Annotated in this window: 19 protein-coding genes and 1 other annotated feature; of the genes, 6 read left to right on the top strand and 13 right to left on the bottom strand. The window is 56.7% G+C overall.

Features of this window, described 5'->3' with window-relative positions; all coding sequences use genetic code 11:
* Window positions 1-177 precede the first annotated feature (177 nt).
* The 3 genes from clpB to rluD form a co-directional block, all read right to left on the bottom strand.
* Window positions 178-2,751 (bottom strand): ATP-dependent chaperone ClpB, encoded by a 2,574-nt coding sequence (gene clpB, locus RTP97_RS19465; protein WP_312416556.1) that lies wholly within the window; start codon window positions 2,749-2,751, stop codon window positions 178-180.
* A 131-nt stretch (window positions 2,752-2,882) separates the two neighbouring features.
* Window positions 2,883-3,614, bottom strand: coding sequence for a purine nucleoside phosphorylase YfiH (yfiH, locus tag RTP97_RS19460; protein WP_312214130.1), 732 nt, complete (start codon window positions 3,612-3,614; stop codon window positions 2,883-2,885).
* Window positions 3,611-4,591 (bottom strand): 23S rRNA pseudouridine(1911/1915/1917) synthase RluD, encoded by a 981-nt coding sequence (gene rluD / locus RTP97_RS19455; RefSeq protein WP_312416555.1) that lies wholly within the window; start codon window positions 4,589-4,591, stop codon window positions 3,611-3,613. Before rluD ends, yfiH begins: the two co-directional genes overlap by 4 nt.
* A 133-nt stretch (window positions 4,592-4,724) precedes the next feature.
* Between rluD and bamD the strand changes: the two genes are divergently transcribed.
* The 4 genes from bamD (at window position 4,725) to pheA (ending at window position 7,496) form a co-directional block, all read left to right on the top strand.
* On the top strand, window positions 4,725-5,462 hold the full coding sequence (bamD, locus tag RTP97_RS19450) for an outer membrane protein assembly factor BamD (protein ID WP_312416554.1): 738 nt from the start codon (window positions 4,725-4,727) through the stop codon (window positions 5,460-5,462).
* A 268-nt stretch (window positions 5,463-5,730) separates the two neighbouring features.
* Complete coding sequence (gene raiA, locus RTP97_RS19445; protein ID WP_312214122.1) at window positions 5,731-6,066, top strand: ribosome-associated translation inhibitor RaiA; 336 nt, start codon at window positions 5,731-5,733, stop codon at window positions 6,064-6,066.
* 104 nt (window positions 6,067-6,170) lie between these two features.
* Window positions 6,171-6,296: a sequence feature (Phe leader region), on the top strand.
* Window positions 6,172-6,219, top strand: coding sequence for a pheA operon leader peptide PheL (gene pheL / locus RTP97_RS19440; RefSeq protein WP_181016674.1), 48 nt, complete (start codon window positions 6,172-6,174; stop codon window positions 6,217-6,219). (Overlaps the previous feature by 48 nt.)
* Window positions 6,297-6,335: 39 nt before the next feature.
* A complete protein-coding gene (pheA, locus tag RTP97_RS19435; RefSeq protein WP_312416551.1) occupies window positions 6,336-7,496 on the top strand; it encodes a bifunctional chorismate mutase/prephenate dehydratase in 1,161 nt (386 codons plus the stop codon).
* Here pheA and RTP97_RS19430 read toward each other — a convergent pair.
* The 3 genes from RTP97_RS19430 to aroF all read right to left on the bottom strand — a co-directional run bounded on the left by RTP97_RS19430 (window position 7,493) and on the right by aroF (window position 10,635).
* On the bottom strand, window positions 7,493-8,365 hold the full coding sequence (locus RTP97_RS19430) for an SMP-30/gluconolactonase/LRE family protein (protein ID WP_312416549.1): 873 nt from the start codon (window positions 8,363-8,365) through the stop codon (window positions 7,493-7,495). The genes pheA and RTP97_RS19430 overlap by 4 nt on opposite strands.
* Window positions 8,366-8,433: 68 nt before the next feature.
* On the bottom strand, window positions 8,434-9,555 hold the full coding sequence (gene tyrA / locus RTP97_RS19425; RefSeq protein ID WP_312416546.1) for a bifunctional chorismate mutase/prephenate dehydrogenase: 1,122 nt from the start codon (window positions 9,553-9,555) through the stop codon (window positions 8,434-8,436).
* 9 nt (window positions 9,556-9,564) lie between these two features.
* Window positions 9,565-10,635 (bottom strand): 3-deoxy-7-phosphoheptulonate synthase AroF, encoded by a 1,071-nt coding sequence (gene aroF / locus RTP97_RS19420; RefSeq protein ID WP_312416544.1) that lies wholly within the window; start codon window positions 10,633-10,635, stop codon window positions 9,565-9,567.
* Window positions 10,636-10,879: 244 nt separating this feature from the next.
* Between aroF and RTP97_RS19415 the strand changes: the two genes are divergently transcribed.
* Both RTP97_RS19415 and dgcN read left to right on the top strand, forming a co-directional pair.
* Complete coding sequence (locus RTP97_RS19415) at window positions 10,880-11,254, top strand: DUF2799 domain-containing protein (protein WP_312416542.1); 375 nt, start codon at window positions 10,880-10,882, stop codon at window positions 11,252-11,254.
* Between the two features lie 149 nt (window positions 11,255-11,403).
* Window positions 11,404-12,612 (top strand): diguanylate cyclase DgcN, encoded by a 1,209-nt coding sequence (gene dgcN, locus RTP97_RS19410; protein ID WP_312416541.1) that lies wholly within the window; start codon window positions 11,404-11,406, stop codon window positions 12,610-12,612.
* Here dgcN and RTP97_RS19405 read toward each other — a convergent pair.
* The 7 genes from RTP97_RS19405 to RTP97_RS19375 all read right to left on the bottom strand — a co-directional run.
* Window positions 12,598-13,998 carry a PepSY-associated TM helix domain-containing protein gene (locus RTP97_RS19405; protein ID WP_312416540.1) on the bottom strand — a complete coding sequence of 467 codons (1,401 nt, stop codon included), beginning with the start codon at window positions 13,996-13,998 and terminating at the stop codon, window positions 12,598-12,600. The two genes, dgcN and RTP97_RS19405, sit on opposite strands and share 15 nt — an antisense overlap.
* Before the next feature lie 40 nt (window positions 13,999-14,038).
* The gene (locus tag RTP97_RS19400) at window positions 14,039-14,440 is read right to left on the bottom strand and encodes a DUF2946 domain-containing protein (protein ID WP_409455961.1); all 402 of its coding nucleotides are present in this window, start codon (window positions 14,438-14,440) and stop codon (window positions 14,039-14,041) included.
* 145 nt (window positions 14,441-14,585) lie between these two features.
* Window positions 14,586-14,933, bottom strand: coding sequence for a 50S ribosomal protein L19 (rplS, locus tag RTP97_RS19395; protein ID WP_006178051.1), 348 nt, complete (start codon window positions 14,931-14,933; stop codon window positions 14,586-14,588).
* Window positions 14,934-14,973: 40 nt separating this feature from the next.
* Entirely contained in the window at window positions 14,974-15,741 is a 768-nt protein-coding gene (gene trmD / locus RTP97_RS19390) for a tRNA (guanosine(37)-N1)-methyltransferase TrmD (RefSeq protein ID WP_042387508.1), read from the bottom strand.
* 43 nt (window positions 15,742-15,784) lie between these two features.
* Window positions 15,785-16,324, bottom strand: coding sequence for a ribosome maturation factor RimM (rimM, locus tag RTP97_RS19385; RefSeq protein WP_312214106.1), 540 nt, complete (start codon window positions 16,322-16,324; stop codon window positions 15,785-15,787).
* A 15-nt stretch (window positions 16,325-16,339) separates the two neighbouring features.
* Complete coding sequence (rpsP, locus tag RTP97_RS19380; RefSeq protein ID WP_042387512.1) at window positions 16,340-16,588, bottom strand: 30S ribosomal protein S16; 249 nt, start codon at window positions 16,586-16,588, stop codon at window positions 16,340-16,342.
* A 141-nt stretch (window positions 16,589-16,729) separates the two neighbouring features.
* The coding region (locus RTP97_RS19375) for a signal recognition particle protein (RefSeq protein WP_409455960.1) at window positions 16,730-17,543 on the bottom strand (814 nt) is incomplete at its 5' end.

Genomic DNA, 17,543 nt, shown 5'->3' with positions numbered 1-17,543 from the left:
CCGTTGTTCCGTGTCAGTGGAGGCGCATTATAGGGAGTTATTCGGAGCTGACAAGTATAAAATTAAAAAAAGTTATCGATAGTGCAAATTTTGAACAATACAGTGATCTAAAGCCTGTTTTTGCCTGGATTATAAACAAAAACGGGTCCCTGAGGACCCGTTTTGCAATTTTACCAGTTACTGCACGGCGGCAATGCGGTCGTCTTTTACGACCAGCTGTACCGTTTTGCCTGGAATCAGCTCGCCGGAGAGGATCTGCTGCGCCAGCGGGTTCTCGATCTGTTGCTGGATAGCGCGTTTCAGCGGACGTGCCCCATATACCGGATCGTAACCATTCGCGCTCAGCAGCTTCAGCGCATCGTCAGACATCTGCACCTCATAGCCACGCTCTTCCAGACGTTTATAGAGACGTTGCAGCTGGATCTGGGCAATCGAGGCAATATGTTTCTCACCCAGCGGATGGAATACCACAACCTCATCAATACGGTTGATGAACTCCGGACGGAAGCTGTGGCTCACTACGCCCATGACCATCTCTTTCATATGGCTGTAGTCCAGCTCACCGAAGCGTTCCTGGATCAGATCGGACCCCAGGTTGGAGGTCATAATCACCACGGTATTGCGGAAGTCGACCGTCCGTCCCTGCCCGTCCGTCAGGCGTCCGTCATCCAGCACCTGTAAAAGAATGTTGAATACGTCCGGATGTGCCTTCTCTACCTCATCCAGCAGGATCACAGAGTAGGGACGACGACGAACCGCCTCGGTCAGATAACCGCCCTCTTCATAGCCCACATATCCCGGAGGTGCGCCCACCAGCCGAGACACGGAGTGTTTCTCCATAAACTCGGACATATCGATACGCACCATCGCATCGTCGCTGTCGAACATAAAGTTAGCCAGCGTTTTGCACAGCTCGGTCTTCCCTACCCCGGTTGGCCCAAGGAACAGGAAGGAGCCAATCGGACGGTTTGGATCGGACAGACCTGCCCGGCTACGGCGAATGGCGTTCGATACCGCCTCAACGGCCTCATCCTGGCCAATCACGCGGCTATGCAGCTGCTGCTCCATACGCAGCAGCTTCTCGCGCTCGCCTTCCATCATGCGAGCCACCGGAATTCCGGTCCAGCGCGCCAGCACTTCGGCGATCTCAGTATCGGTTACCTTATTGCGCAGCAGACGCATAGTTTTGCCTTCCGCCTGCGTTGCCTGCTCAAGCTGCTTCTCCAGCTCAGGGATTTTGCCATACTGCAATTCGGACATCCGGGCCAGGTCGCCAACGCGGCGGGCCTGCTCAATGGCAATCTTCGCCTGCTCCAGCTCGGCTTTAATGGTCTGCGTTCCGGAGAGCGAGGCTTTTTCCGCCTTCCACTCCTCTTCCAGCACAGAGTACTGGCGCTCTTTATCCGCCAGCTCGCCGTTGAGCATCTCCAGACGCTTGATGCTGGCGTCATCAGACTCTTTCATCAGCGCCTGCTGCTCCAGCTTGAGCTGGATAATGCGCCGGTCCAGACGATCCAGCTCTTCCGGTTTCGAGTCGATCTGCATCCGGATGCTGGATGCCGCCTCATCGATCAGGTCAATGGCTTTATCCGGCAGCTGGCGATCGGCAATGTAGCGGTGAGAGAGCGTCGCGGCCGCCACGATGGCCGGGTCGGTGATCTGCACATGGTGGTGCAGCTCATAGCGCTCTTTCAGCCCACGCAGAATAGCGATGGTATCTTCAACCGATGGCTCGGCAACGAACACTTTCTGGAAGCGTCGCTCCAGGGCCGCATCTTTCTCAATATACTGACGGTACTCATCCAGCGTGGTCGCGCCGACGCAGTGCAGCTCACCGCGGGCGAGAGCCGGTTTCAGCATGTTCCCGGCATCCATGGCACCATCGGCTTTACCTGCGCCCACCATGGTGTGCAGCTCGTCGATAAAGAGGATGACGTTACCTTCCTGCTTTGACAGGTCGCTCAGCACGCCTTTTAAGCGCTCTTCGAACTCACCGCGATATTTCGCCCCGGCCACCAGCGCGCCCATATCCAGCGCCAGCACCCGACGGCCCTTCAGCCCTTCCGGTACTTCGCCGTTAACGATACGCTGTGCCAGCCCTTCAACAATGGCAGTTTTACCTACGCCCGGCTCGCCGATCAGCACCGGGTTATTTTTGGTACGGCGTTGCAGCACCTGAATAGTACGGCGAATCTCTTCGTCACGGCCAATCACCGGATCCAGCTTGCCCTGCTCGGCACGCTCGGTGAGGTCAACGGTAAATTTCTTTAAGGCCTGACGCTGGTCTTCGGCCCCCTGATCGTTCACGCCTTCCCCTCCACGCATCTGTTCAATTGCCTGGGTCACATTGTTGGTATTTGCCCCCGCTGCTTTCAGCAGATCGGCTAGCGTGCCGCGCGACTCCAGCGCCGCCAGAACAAACAGCTCTGACGAAATAAAGTTATCGTTACGTTTCTGCGCCAGCTTGTCGCAGAGGTTGAGCACGCGCACCAGATCCTGTGACGGCTGTACGTCGCCGCCGGTACCCTCAACCTGGGGCAGACGGCTCAGCGCCTGGTCAATGGCGGTGCGGAGCTGGCCTGCGTTGACACCGGCAGAGGTGAGTAACGGACGTACCGATCCCCCCTCCTGTGTCAGCAAGGCGCTCATAAGATGTAGTGGTTCGATGAATTGATGGTCTTGCCCCAGCGCGAGTGACTGAGCGTCGGCAAGAGCCAGCTGGAATTTATTAGTAAGACGATCCAGACGCATAACTCCTCCCATAATACAGGTCAAATTTGCTACTGGAGATTAAATGAGGTCATCCCTCAATTATTCAAGGTTAATGATCTAAATTATGTACAAAGAATGTTACACGTACTGGATCGTCTTGATTCTTTAGGTTATATCAGCCAAATGAAACTTGCCAGGCGCCCGGTCGTTTTGTCGCGGCGATAAGAGAAAAATTCATCTTGCTCACTGAAGGTGCAACGGTCGCCACCGTAGACAGCGTCTACGCCGACGCGTGCCAGCCGCTGACGGGCGAGCTGATAGATATCGGCAAAATATTTTTCGCCTGCCGCACGAAATGCCGCTGAAGCGTTCGAATCTTCAGCAATAAAAGCGTCGCGTACTTCCGGGCCGACTTCAAAAGCGTCAGGACCAATGGCTGGCCCCAGCCAGGCGATGATGTTTTCCGGCTTATCGGCAAAGCAGGCCACCGTCTCTTCCAGCACGCCCGCGCACAGGCCGCGCCAGCCCGCGTGTGCCGCAGCCACTTCGGTCCCCGCACGGTTACAGAACAGCACCGGCAGGCAGTCGGCGGTCATCACGGCACACACCGTGCCGGGTGTATTACTGTAAGAGGCATCTGCCCGCTTAGAGGCGTAAGGCTCACCGGAGAGCGTCAGTACGGTCTTACCGTGCACCTGCTCCAGCCAGACGGGTTTTGAGGGTAGACCGCCTGCGGCAAACAGCCGACGACGGTTCTCCTCGACATGCTCAGGGTTGTCACCGCAGTGTGCGCCCAGGTTCAGAGAGTCCCAGGGGGCGAGACTCACGCCGCCGTTGCGGGTAGAACTACAGGCCGCGACGCCTTCAGGCAGCGGCCACTGCGGAACAATCAGCGATGTCATAGCCAGTCCACATCCTCTTTATGGGTTTCGAAATCGGCGCGCATGGCGTCGATCAGATCGATCATATCCAGGGGGATCGGCGCGTGCCACTCCATCTCGATACCGGTAATCGGATGATAGAGACGCAGCATGGTCGCGTGCAGCGCCTGGCGGTCGAACTGGCGCAGCGCGGTGATAAATTCGTCAGATGCCCCTTTTGGCGGACGTGGACGGCCACCGTAGAGCTGATCGCCCACCAGCGGATGGGTAATGTGCGCCATGTGAACACGGATCTGGTGCGTACGGCCTGTTTCGAGGCGCAGACGCAGACGCGTGTGTACACGGAAGTGCTCCATAATGCGGTAGTGCGTAACCGCAGGCTTGCCCATCGGATGCACCGACATGTGGGTACGCTTGGTCGGGTGGCGGCTGATTGGCTCTTCCACCGTACCGCCCGCCGTCATATGACCAATGGCAACGGCTTCATACTCACGGGTGATCTCACGCAGCTGCAGGGACTCTACCAGCCGGGTCTGGGCCGGAACGGTTTTAGCGACCACCATCAGGCCGGTGGTGTCCTTATCCAGACGGTGGACAATGCCCGCGCGCGGCACGTCAACGATCGGCGGATAGTAGTGCAGCAGCGCATTCAGCACGGTGCCATCAGGGTTGCCTGCGCCCGGGTGAACCACGAAGTCGCGTGGCTTGTTGATAACGAGGATATCGTCATCTTCATAGACGATGTTGAGCGGGATATCCTGCGGCTCAAAGCGCGCCTCTTCTTCGATCTCCGCATTGATGGCGACGCGCTCGCCCCCCAACACTTTCTCTTTGGGTTTGTCGCAAATCTTGCCGTTGACCTGCACGCGCTGGTCGAGGATCCACTCTTTTATGCGCGAACGTGAATAATCCGGGAACATTTCGGCCAATGCCTGATCTAAGCGTTGACCGAGTTGATTTTCGGACACCGTTGCGGTGAGTTGTACTAGTTGTGCCATAGACAGCTTCTTCGTTAACCTTGGGTTTTTACGGCTTCGCCGTTTAATATAGTGTGCTATTGTAGCTGGTCTTAATCGGGAGCAGGAACAGAGAATCCTCCCGCATAAACATTTTGAGGAAAGTCAAAACGTCATGACGCGCATGAAATATCTGGTGGCAGCCGCCACGTTGAGCCTGGCTTTGGTGGGTTGCTCCGGTTCAAAGGAAGAGGTGCCTGATAATCCGCCTAATGAGATCTACGCGACTGCCCAGCAAAAGTTGCAGGACGGTAACTGGAAACAGGCCATAACGCAACTGGAAGCGCTGGATAACCGTTATCCGTTTGGACCCTACTCCCAGCAGGTTCAGCTGGATCTGATCTACGCCTACTATAAAAATGCCGATCTGCCGCTGGCTCAGGCCGCCATCGATCGCTTTATGCGTCTGAATCCGACTCACCCGAACATCGATTACGTGATGTATATGCGTGGCCTGACCGACATGGCGCTGGACGATAGCGCGCTGCAAGGCTTCTTCGGCGTCGATCGTAGCGACCGCGATCCTCAGCACGCCCGCGATGCGTTTAACGACTTCTCGAAGCTGGTGCGCGGCTATCCGAACAGCCAGTACGTTACCGATGCGACCAAGCGTCTGGTATTCCTGAAGGATCGTCTGGCGAAGTATGAGTACTCTGTAGCGCAGTACTATACCGAACGTGGGGCGTGGGTTGCGGTAGTAAACCGTGTAGAAGGCATGCTGCGTGACTACCCGGATACCCAGGCAACGCGTAACGCCTTGCCGCTGATGGAAAACGCCTACCGCCAGATGCAGATGACCACGCAGGCGGAAAAAGTCGCGAAGATTATCGCGGCCAACAGCAGCAACACCTGATCGCTTGAAAAACTAAACGGCAGCTCTCGGGCTGCCGTTTTTTTATGCGGTTTCGGCTGCCCCTGAAGAAGTAGTGCCGCTACACAACTTATCAACTATGACTCCCCTTCCCCTATCCTTCAAGGGAAATCTCACCTCTTCCTGTCCTGCCTCACAAAAAGTCCTCCTTGACAAAAAGTGACAAAAATACGTGATCTTAATCACACTTTTTGACCTTAGGTTCGTTATGCTGAGGTTACCTGGACGGAAAAGACAAGAGGTAGCATCTATGACAATGAACATTACCAGTAAACAAATGGAAATTACTCCGGCTATTCGCCAACATGTCGCCGACCGTCTCGCCAAGCTAGAAAAGTGGCAAACCCATCTGATTAACCCCCATATCATCCTCTCGAAGGAGCCACAGGGTTTCGTTGCCGACGCAACCATTAATACCCCTAACGGACAGCTGGTTGCCAGCGGCCGACACGATGATATGTACACCGCCATCAACGACTTGATTAACAAGCTGGAACGGCAGCTCAATAAAGTGCAGCACAAAGGCGAAGCCCGTCGTGCCACCACCTCGGTGAAAGACGCCAGCTTCGTGGAAGAAGAAGAGTAGTCCTTTACATTGAGTGTCTCATCCACGCGCCTTCGGGCGCGTTTTTTATTGACAGGGTGAAAACAGTACGGTTACTTTACTTGCAGACACGCACAGGAACTATCCATGAAACAGACGCCGTTTTTCTTCGCACGCTTTTTTACCTTCCCCTGAACGGGAGGCGTTTCGTCGTATAAGAGCGTGTGCGAAGACGAACAGCAAGGCCTCCCAAACCGGGGGGCCTTTTTTATGGCTGACAGACCGATAACGATAATGACTAAGGCAACACTATGACACCGGAAAACCCGCTGCTGGATCTGCGTAAAAAGATAAGCGCCCTGGATGAGCAACTGCTGGCGCTGCTGGCGGAGCGTCGCCAGCTTGCCGTTGAGGTGGGCAAAGCCAAGCTTACCTCCCACCGTCCGGTGCGCGATATCGATCGCGAACGCGATCTGCTGGAGCACCTGATCCAGCTGGGCAAAACGCACCATCTCGATGCGCACTATATTACTCGCCTGTTCCAGCTGATTATTGAAGACTCCGTGTTAACCCAGCAGGCTCTGCTCCAGCAGCATCTCAATAAAACTAACCCGCACTCGGCGCGGATCGCCTTTCTTGGCCCCAAAGGATCGTATTCACACCTGGCCGCACGTCAGTATGCGGCGCGCCACTTTGCGCAGTTTATTGAGAGCGGCTGCGCCAAGTTCCACGATATCTTTCAGCAGGTAGAGACCGGCCAGGCGGACTATGCCGTCGTCCCGCTGGAGAACACCAGCTCCGGGGCGATTAACGACGTCTACGATCTGCTCCAGCACACCAGCCTGTCAATCGTCGGCGAGATGACCGTGCCTATCGATCACTGCGTGCTGGTATCGGGTACCACCGACCTGAGTAAAATCGAAACGGTCTATAGCCACCCGCAGCCCTTCCAGCAGTGCAGCCAATTTTTAAACCGCTACCCGCAGTGGAAAATTGAGTATACCGAGAGCACCTCGGCGGCAATGGAGAAGGTGGCTCAGGCCAACTCGCCGCATGTCGCCGCGCTGGGCAGCGAAGCGGGCGGCGCGCTGTACGGCTTGCAGGTGCTGGAGCGCAACCTGGCGAACCAGACGCAAAATATCACCCGCTTTATTGTGCTGGCGCGTAAGCCGGTTAACGTCTCCGATCAGGTACCGGCCAAAACGACGCTGCTGATCGCCACCGGCCAGCAGGCCGGTGCGCTGGTTGAGGCGCTGCTGGTGCTGCGTAACCACAGCCTGATTATGACTAAGCTCGAGTCACGTCCGATCTACGGCAACCCGTGGGAGGAGATGTTCTATCTGGATGTCCAGGCCAACCTGGAGTCTGCATCCATGCAGAAAGCCCTGCGCGAGCTAGGGGAGATTACCCGCTCGCTGAAAGTGCTGGGCTGCTATCCTGGCGAGAACGTCGTGCCGGTCGATCCGGCTTAACGCTCAATAAAGGGAGATTTCTTCACGCCTGCCACGCTCACCGGCAGGGTGAAGATCGCTCCGGAGAGCGGAAACTTCGCCAGCTCATCTTTCTTCATATTTTCCCGGGTGGTGGTGATAAACAGCGTCTTCATATCCTCACCACCAAAGCAGACCATGGTCGGGCAGCGCACCGGCAGGCGGTACTCTTCAAGCTGTTCGCCCTCGGGAGAGAAACGCGCGATGCGCCAGCCGTCATACAACGCGCTCCAGTAGCAGCCCTCCACGTCCGTCGCCGCACCGTCCGGCTGCCCTTCCTCTTTTTTAAAGGTATGGAACACCTCGCGCTTGCCAGGCTCGCCCTGCTCATCCAGCGGCGTGCGGTAGATCACCTCCTGCGGCGTGTCAGAGGTATACATCCACTTCCCGTCCGGACTAAACGCCAGGCCGTTGGCCCCGAGAATATCGCACTGGATCACCTTCGGGGTCAGATCGTTATCGACCCGTACCAGCAGCGCGCCGTTGTAATCCTGCGGTGCCCAGAAGGTCCCCGCGTAAAAACGCCCATCATGGTCGGTCCCGCCGTCGTTAAAGCGCGCCAGCTCCGGATTAGAGGGGTTATCACACACTTTGTGAGTCAGCAGGCCACGCTTGTCCGCCAGCCAAATGGCATTACGCATCGCAACGATAAAACCGCCCTTTTCGCGCAGGGCAAAGCAGCCCACCTCTTCCGGAAACCGCAGGACGGTATGCTCGGCGGACGCCAGATGGTAGCGGTGGATCTCCCCTTCCAGAATATCGGCCCAGTACAGCGCCTGTTCCGATTCGCTCCAGACAGGACATTCCGGCAGATTGCCGGTGTAATCAAACAGCAGTTGCGGCTCAGCCATAAAGACTCCCATACAGTAAAAAGGCCAGCGGGTAACCCACTGGCCTTAAAGTATATACAGCTTTTTATCTATTGACGGCTGTCGTTGGCCTGACGCAGCAGCACCCGACTTTCGCTCTGGAAGCGCTGGGCGTAGTCGCCAAACCAGTGCTCAACCTTGCGGAAGCTATCGATAAAGGCCTGCTTGTTGCCCTGCTCCAGCAGCTCTATCGCCTCACCAAAGCGCTGGTAGTAGCGCTTGATCAGCGCCAGGTTGCTTTCGGAAGACATGATGATGTCGGCATAGAGCTGCGGATCCTGGGCAAACAGCCGCCCGACCATCGCCAGCTCCAGGCGGTAGATGGGCGAGGAGAGTGCCAGCAGCTGCTCCAGCTGCACGTTCTCTTCCGCCAGATGTAGCCCGTAGGCGAAGGTAGCGAAGTGACGCAGCGCCTGAATGAACGCCATGTTCTGATCGTGCTCGACGGCGCTGATGCGGTGCAGCCGCGCGCCCCAGACCTGAATCTGCTCCAGCAGCCACTGGTAGGCTTCCGGCTTGCGTCCGTCGCAGTAGACCACCACCTGCTTCGCCAGGCTGCCGCTGTCTGGACCGAACATCGGATGCAGCCCCAACACCGGCCCTTTATGCACGCTAAGCATGGCCTGCAACGGCCCACTTTTCACCGAGGCCAGATCGACCAGGATGCAATCCTCCGGCAGCGGCGGCAGAGAAGCAATCACCTGCTCGGTGACGTGGATCGGCACGCTGACGATCACCATCCCGGCGTCGGCGACAATATTGCTCGCCTGCGCCCAGTCATCCTTCTCAAGGATACGCACCTGGTAGCCGGAGAGGGTCAGCATCTTCTCGAACAGCCGCCCCATCTGGCCGCCGCCGCCCACAATAACCACTGGACGCAGCGTCGGACAGAGAGTTTTGAACCCTTTATCGTTCTCGCTGGAGTAGGACTCCCGCATCACGCGCCTGAGCACATCTTCAATCAGATCCGGCGGCACGCCAAGCGTCTCGGCCTCCTGCCGGCGGGAGGCCAGCATGGCCGCCTCACGTTCGGGAACGTAGATCGGCAGGCCATATTTACTCTTAACCTCGCCCACCTCGGCCACCAGATCCAGACGCCTGGCCAGCAGGGCCAGCAGCGCCTTATCCACTTCATCAATTTGATCGCGCAGGGCGGTCAATTCAGCAACCATAACAACCTCTTAAGCCAGACGTGCTGCCAGATGCCCACGCAGATGTTTGTTGATCTCACGCAGCAGCGCATCGGTGGTTTCCCAGCTAATGCAGGCATCGGTCACGGAGACGCCGTGCTTCATATCGCTGCGCGGCTGCTCTGACGATTGATTACCTTCATGGATATTACTCTCGATCATCAGGCCGATGATTGACCGGTTGCCATCTTTAATTTGCGCCACGACGGATTCCGCTACCGCAGGCTGACGGCGGTAATCTTTATTCGAGTTACCGTGGCTGCAGTCTACCATCAGGGCTGGCTTCAGGCCCGCCTGGGTCATCTCTTTCTCGCACTGGGCCACGTCCGCCGGGCTGTAGTTCGGCGCTTTGCCACCACGCAGGATCACGTGTCCATCCGGATTGCCCTGGGTTTGCAACAGGCATACCTGACCGGCCTGGTTGATGCCGACAAAGCGGTGCGGCATTGCCGCCGCGCGCATAGCGTTGATCGCTGTCGCCAGGCTGCCGTCGGTGCCGTTCTTAAACCCGACCGGCATGGAGAGACCGGAGGCCATTTCACGGTGGGTCTGGGACTCGGTGGTACGTGCCCCGATGGCCGACCAGCTAAAGAGATCGCCCAGGTACTGCGGACTGTTGGGATCCAGCGCTTCGGTCGCCAGCGGCAGGCCCATGCTGACCAGCTCCACCAGCAGGCTACGGGCAATTTTCAGCCCGGTTTCGACATCAAACGAACCATCCATATGCGGATCGTTAATCAACCCTTTCCAGCCGACGGTGGTACGGGGTTTTTCAAAATAGACGCGCATGACCAGGTAGAGGCTATCGCTGACCTCTGCGGCAAGAGCTTTAAAGCGGTGAGCATACTCAATGGCTGCCTGCGGATCGTGAATAGAGCACGGTCCGCAGACCACCAGCAGACGCGGATCGCGCCCGGCAATGATGTCGGAGATGGTCTGGCGCGATTGAGAGATCTGCGCCTCCTGCTCAGCCGTCAGCGGAAACTCCGCTTTCAGGCGTTCCGGAGTGATTAAAACCTGCTCGTCGGCGATATGGACATTATTCAGCGCGTCTTTTTGCATGATGGCGATCCTGGTCGTTTATTGCGATAGTTCGTTGCGATAGTTCTTTGCGATAGTGTTCTCAGCAGAGAATGACCTAACAGTAACACAATCGGTAAAGATTTCAATCCATATTACGTACACATTAGTTTACAACACCCGCTAAAAGGCAATTTATTTGCGCTTAATTCGTAAATTAAAATGTACAGCGAGCAACGTAGCGGCAACCAGGCTACGCTTTAATAAAAGAAAAAGGAGCACGACGATGAAACCTGGAATGTACGCACTGTTAGCGATCCTGCTATCTGGCTGTTCAGTTGAACCTTACACACATGCTCCCACCTGGACCGGCACGGACTGGTACAGCACTGGAAAAGACGACGCCCTCTCGGGCGCGGTTGTTAAAGAGAACAGCGCTCTGGCTGCGTTACATAACGATGCCAACGTTGATAGAAACCGTTATCTACAAGGCTATAAAGACGGCCTGAAGAGAATCTGCCACGACGACTTTCTCTATGCCTGGGGCCGTGCGGGTAAAATCTACCCTGTCGGCTGCGATACGCAAGAGAGCGCCACACAGCTGCGTAGTGCCTGGCAAGCGGGGATGAAAGAGGGAACCCGCGACGCCATCCTCAATTAATAGCCTTAATATTATCCAATCTGTGAATAAGTCGCGATCACCCCTGCTCTGGCCAGGGTAAAATAACCACGATCGTACAAGGGTCTATGCAGGTAAACGCTGTTTTTCTGCTACGTGTAATAGTTAGCCGTCGTTGCGGGGAAATAATGATGAATACGGATCTTTCACGCCCAACCTTTAAGCGCACACTACGCCGAATCAATATTATTAACGTGATTATCACGATGACGCTGGTCTGGTTTCTGATCTCCGTCACCTCGGTGCTAACGCTTAAACAGTATGCCCAGCGCAATTTAGAACTGACGGGGGCGACCATGAGTCGTAGCCTGGCGTTCGCGCTTGTCCGCAACGACGTCTCCGCCGCTGCCGATACGCTCTCTACGCTTGGCCAGCGCGAGCTCTATAGCGCAGCGGAGGTGCGAGACACGAAACAGCACGTTGTGGCGGGCTGGTCCTCGACGCCGAAAACCAGCTATGACAAAGCCAGCGAGCTGATCCGTCAGGGGCTGCTTTCCCAGCCGGTTACACAGCCCATCATGCACGACGGCACGCAGATCGGCGAGCTGCGCCTGACCGCTCAGGCCAGCCTGATTGGACACTTTGTCCTGCTCTCTCTCGGCGTATTAACCGGCTCTATCCTGTTTGCTTCTGCGGTGGCACTCGCCATCAGCCGCTATCTGCATAACGGCGTGTTTAACGCCCTGCAAAATATTACCGACGTGGTGCATGACGTGCGGACCTACCGCAACTTTTCCCGCCGCGTCGCCGACGAGCGTATTGAGGAGTTCCATCGCTTTGGTCAGGACTTTAACAGCCTGCTGGATGAGATGGAGGAGTGGCAGCTGAGTTTACAGGCGCGCAACGCCCTGCTGCTGCGCACTGCCCTGCACGATCCGCTAACCGGGCTGGCTAACCGCGCCGCTTTTCGCAACGCCATCACCACCTTGATGAAGGATGAAGCCGCCCAGAGCTGCTCGGCGCTGCTGTTTCTGGACGGGGATAACTTTAAATTTATCAACGATACATGGGGCCACGCCGTCGGCGATAGCGTGCTGATTGAGGTGGCGAAACGGCTAACTGACTTTGGCGGCAAACAGCATACGGTCTACCGCCTGGGTGGGGATGAGTTTGCGATGATCCTCACTGGCGTGCACAGCGAGCATGAGGTTAAGCGTCTCTCGGGCGCGCTGGCGCAGCAGTTCTATCAGCCTTTCGATCTGCACAACGGCACGACGACCATAATGACCCTCAGCATTGGCTATGCGCTGGCATGGGAGCACGCCAGCGCCGAGAGCCTACTGGAGCTGGCGGATAAGAACATGTACAAGGTCAAGCAGCGCCACTCAAAGACGCCCTGACTCCTGCTCTGGCTGCAGCCGTGCGGCACTGGCCCGCCGCCAGCGCAGAATATCAATAGCGATAAACAGCAGCAGGCTGATGCCCAGCACCGGCAGCGCCAGGCCAATCAGCACGGCGAGGACCAGGGTTATCAGCCGCCCTCCTCCGCCCAGCGCCAGCCAGCTCTGCACCAGGGTTTGCACAGGACTGACTCCCCCCTGCGCCGGACGGCGGATCCACCACAGCCGGTAGCCCACCACGATGCTGACGCACAGCGCGCCGCCAAACAGGATCAGCGCCAGCTGGTTTGGCAGACCAAACAGCACGCCCATATGGAAATCGACGCCCCAGCGGGTCAGCTTCGCCATCAGCGGGAAGTCGGCAAAATGCGTCTGGTCGATCACCATCATGGTGTGACCATCAATCGCTACCGCATCGACCTGCGTCGGCCAGGACCGGTCGATCTCTGTGACCGTCCAGGCCATGTCTGCACTGCGCGGCGGGCGGATCTCAAGACGAGAGGCATCGATGCCCGCCTGACGCGCTGCCTGCAACACCTCATCATACTGCACGCTGTCGGCGTCGCTCTCCGCCATCGGCATCGGCATCGCCATTCCCTCGTGGTGCTCATGATGGGCATGATGTTCCGCATGAGGATCGGCAGGCTGAGCAGGCCCACGCAGTTGCGTATTGACCTGCGGCGTCATCCAGCCCAGCGCCGCACGCATTTTATCAACGTTCCCACCGGCCCACTGCGACCAGGTCAGACCGGTCGCAGAGAAGAGCAGCATTCCCGCCAGCAGAGCCCACCCCAGGCTGACGTGCAGGCGACGATGATTCTGTACCCGGTTGGTAATCCGCCGTTTCGGGCGGGTAAACCACCACAGCGCAATGCCGCCCAGGGCAGCGATCCACATCCACGACGCGGCAAGTTCGCTGTAAATCCGCCCGATGTCTCCGAGCAGCAGGGAACGGTGCAGGTAGTCGATGGTCTGGCGCAGAGGCAGAATGCCGCTGGTGCCATAGACGGTCATATCGCCTTTAACCGCCAGGGTCACGGGATCGATAAAGATAGCCCGGTTCTCCGAGACGCCGAGCTGCGGATCGGCAAACATCACCCGCGTCGTCTCTCCGTCGATAAGACCAGGGCGGACGGCGTGCAGACGCAGCGTTCCGCCGGTCACCTTCTCTGCCACCGCCACCTGCTCGGCCAACGGTTGCCGCTCGCCGGTTACGGATCCGTAGAGTGCATCGTGATAGAGCGCACTCTCCAGCTGTGGGGTGGCGACATAGAGCGTCCCGCTGAGAGCAGCGATAAAGATAAACGGGCCCACAAAGAGGCCGATGTAGAAATGAAGACGTCGCAGCAGGTTTACCCATGCCGCGCGCGAAGTGCAGGTAGTCATACTTTTCCTTTCTAAGGCAAAAAGTTATCGATTTTGTTTTTTAAAGGGAAAAAGCAGACAGGCGCGGTGGGGCGCGGGTATCAGGGCAGAGCCAGGGGAAGAAGTGCCAGTGATGCACGGCGGGCCGCGGCGGTGTGATCCGCAGCCTGAGCAGCACGCCATAGAGCAGAACGATAAGCGCAAGGATCGCGCCTGGCACATGGGCCAGCAGCACGCAGTAGCCGCACGCTTCGGCATGATCGACAGGTATGCTTTGCGATGCGGGCTTATGCTCGGGCATCGCGTGATGTTCAGGCATCATCGACATCTCGTGATGCATGCCCGGCATGGCGCTCATGGGATCTTTTTGCAGCGCGACGGAGATCAGTGGCGCAATCACGATCAGCAGGATCGCAAACAGCGCGGTCAATGCCGCTGCGCGTTTCCATGTTGAGTGATGCATCAGGTTAGCCACTAGCCCTCCGGTCGAGAGGGGACATTGTAATGGATTTATCACGCGGGGGTTAACAGATCGAGCGCACAGGCATAAAAAAAGGGGCCAGCCCACAGGCCAGCCCCTTTTTATCAGGATGTCGCGACAGCGAACCTTAGTTCAGACGCTCTTTGATACGAGCAGACTTACCGGTACGCTCACGCAGGTAGTACAGTTTAGCTTTACGTACAGCACCACGACGTTTAACAGCAATGCTGTCAACTACCGGAGAGTGAGTCTGGAAGACACGCTCAACGCCTTCGCCGTTGGAAATTTTGCGAACAGTGAATGCAGAGTGCAGACCGCGGTTACGAATAGCGATAACCACGCCCTCGAATGCCTGCAGACGTTTTTTGGAACCTTCAACAACCCATACTTTCACTTCCACGGTATCACCCGGACGGAAGGAAGGTACGTCCTGCTTCATCTGCTCTTGTTCAATTTGCTTAATGATGTTGCTCATAATTTAATCTCTTATCCTGGGTAAACTGATATTTGGAGGCTTACGCCATCCCATCATGTATTTGCTGCTGTTGTGCGTGCTCTTTTCGGAACTCCGCCAGCAGCTTTGCTTGCTCTTCAGTCAGAGCCAGGTTTTCCAGAAGTTCAGGTCTTCTAAGCCAGGTGCGGCCCAGCGACTGTTTCAGACGCCAGCGACGTATCTCGGCATGGTTACCCGACAGCAGAACCGCCGGAACCTCCATGCCTTCTAACACCTCAGGACGGGTATAGTGTGGACAGTCCAGCAACCCATCGGCAAAGGAATCTTCCGTTGCCGATGCCTCATGCCCCAGTACGCCTGGAATAAACCGGGCAACCGAGTCAATCAGCGTCATTGCTGGTAACTCACCACCGCTGAGCACGTAATCGCCGATAGACCACTCTTCGTCGACTTCGGTTTGGATCACACGCTCATCGACCCCTTCGTAGCGCCCGCACACCAGAATCATTTTCTGATTCGTTGCCAGTTCGCTAACGCCCGCTTGATCAAGCTTGCGTCCCTGAGGTGACAGATAGATCACCTTTGCGCCCTCACCCGCCGCGGCTTTCGCTGCGTGGATGGCATCCCGCAAGGGTTGAACCATCATAAGCATCCCCGGTCCGCCGCCGTAAGGACGATCGTCCACGGTACGGTGCCGGTCATGAGCGAAGTCACGTGGACTCCAGCTCTGGATGCTCAGCAGGCCATTTTTAACGGCCCGGCCAGTTACCCCGTAATCGGTGATGGCGCGAAACATGTCAGGAAACAGGCTAACTATACCAATGAACACAAGCCAATCCCCATCGTGCCGTGCCTACCGTTTATCCGGAGGTTTAAAAACCAGGATCCCAATCTACTTCGATTGTGCGAGTAGTGAGATCGACTTTCTTGATAACCTGTCCATCGAGGAACGGAACCAGCCGCTCCTTGATACCAAACGCATCTTTCAGGTTTGCCTTGATGACGAGAACGTCATTTGACCCGGTTTCCATCATATCGATGACTTTACCCAGGGCGTAGCCCTCTGTGGTCACTACCTGGCAGCCCATAAGGTCTTTCCAGTAGTAGTCACCCTCAGTGAGCGGCGGCAACTGCGACGAATCCACGACAATTTCACAATTAGTCAGCGCATTCGCAGCATCACGGTCATCAATGCCTTTCAGCTTAATGACGATGTCCTGATTGTGGTGACGCCAGCTTTCCAGCTCGACCATCTGCCACTTACCGGCCTTCTGGATAAACCAGGGCTGGTAATCAAAAATGCTTTCAGCGTCTTCAGTGGAGGAAAACACTCTGAGCCAACCACGGATCCCGTAGCAAGAACCCATTTTTCCCAATACGATCGGTTCAACAGGTGCTTTAATGCTCATCATGACCACCGTGACAGATTAAGCTGCTTTGTTTGCTTCTTTGATCAGCGTAGCAACGCGATCGGAAACGGTAGCGCCCTGGCCAACCCAGTGAGCGATGCGATCCAGATCCAGGCGGGTGCCTTCTTCTTTTTCGCTAGCGATCGGGTTGAAGAAACCAACGCGCTCAATGAAGCGACCGTTGCGTGCATTACGGCTGTCAGTAACAACAACCTGGTAGAACGGACGCTTTTTAGCGCCGTGACGAGCTAAACGAATAGTTACCATAACATCCTCTTGTGTGAATAAAACACCAGGCCCCGTCGAGGAACGGAGCCCGGTGTCATATTAAAAGCCCGAAAATTTTACTCGTTTCCCGGCAAAAAGCAATCAATACATCGAAATCGCAGGCAAGTAAGCCAGGCCATATCAGCGCTTCGGGAAACCTGCGGGCGGCATCATCCCCTTCATGCTACGCATCATTTTTGCCATCCCGCCCTTCTTCATCTTTTTCATCATGCGCTGCATGTCATCGAACTGCTTCAGCAGACGGTTGACGTCCTGCACCTGCATGCCGCAGCCCGCCGCGATACGACGCTTGCGGGAGCCTTTGATGATGTCCGGGTTGGCGCGCTCTTTCAGCGTCATCGAGTTGATGATCGCCTCCATACGCACCAGAATTTTGTCATCCATCTGGGATTTAACGTTGTCCGGCAGCTGGCCCATGCCCGGCAGCTTGCCCATCAGGCTGGCCATGCCGCCCATGTTCTTCATCTGCTTCAGCTGCTCAAGGAAGTCGGTGAGGTCAAAGCCGTCGCCCTTCTTCAGCTTGTTCGCCAGCTTCTCTGCCTGAGCGCGGTCTACCTTGCTCTCGATATCTTCGATCAGCGACAGCACGTCGCCCATACCGAGGATACGGGAGGCGATACGATCCGGGTGGAACGGCTCCAGGGCTTCGGTTTTCTCACCCACGCCGAGGAACTTGATCGGCTTGCCGGTGATGTGGCGAATAGAGAGCGCCGCACCGCCGCGGGCGTCACCGTCGACCTTGGTCAGCACCACGCCGGTCAGCGGCAGCGCTTCGTTGAACGCCTTCGCCGTATTGGCGGCGTCCTGACCGGTCATGGCATCGACTACGAACAGCGTCTCTACGGGATTAATGGCGGCGTGGACGTGTTTGATCTCGTCCATCATCGCTTCGTCAACGTGCAGACGACCGGCGGTATCCACCAGCAGCACGTCG

The organism is Pseudescherichia sp., from assembly GCF_031998825.1.
Taxonomy (GTDB): domain Bacteria; phylum Pseudomonadota; class Gammaproteobacteria; order Enterobacterales; family Enterobacteriaceae; genus Pseudescherichia.
This window is presented reverse-complemented; position numbering and strand designations above follow the sequence as displayed.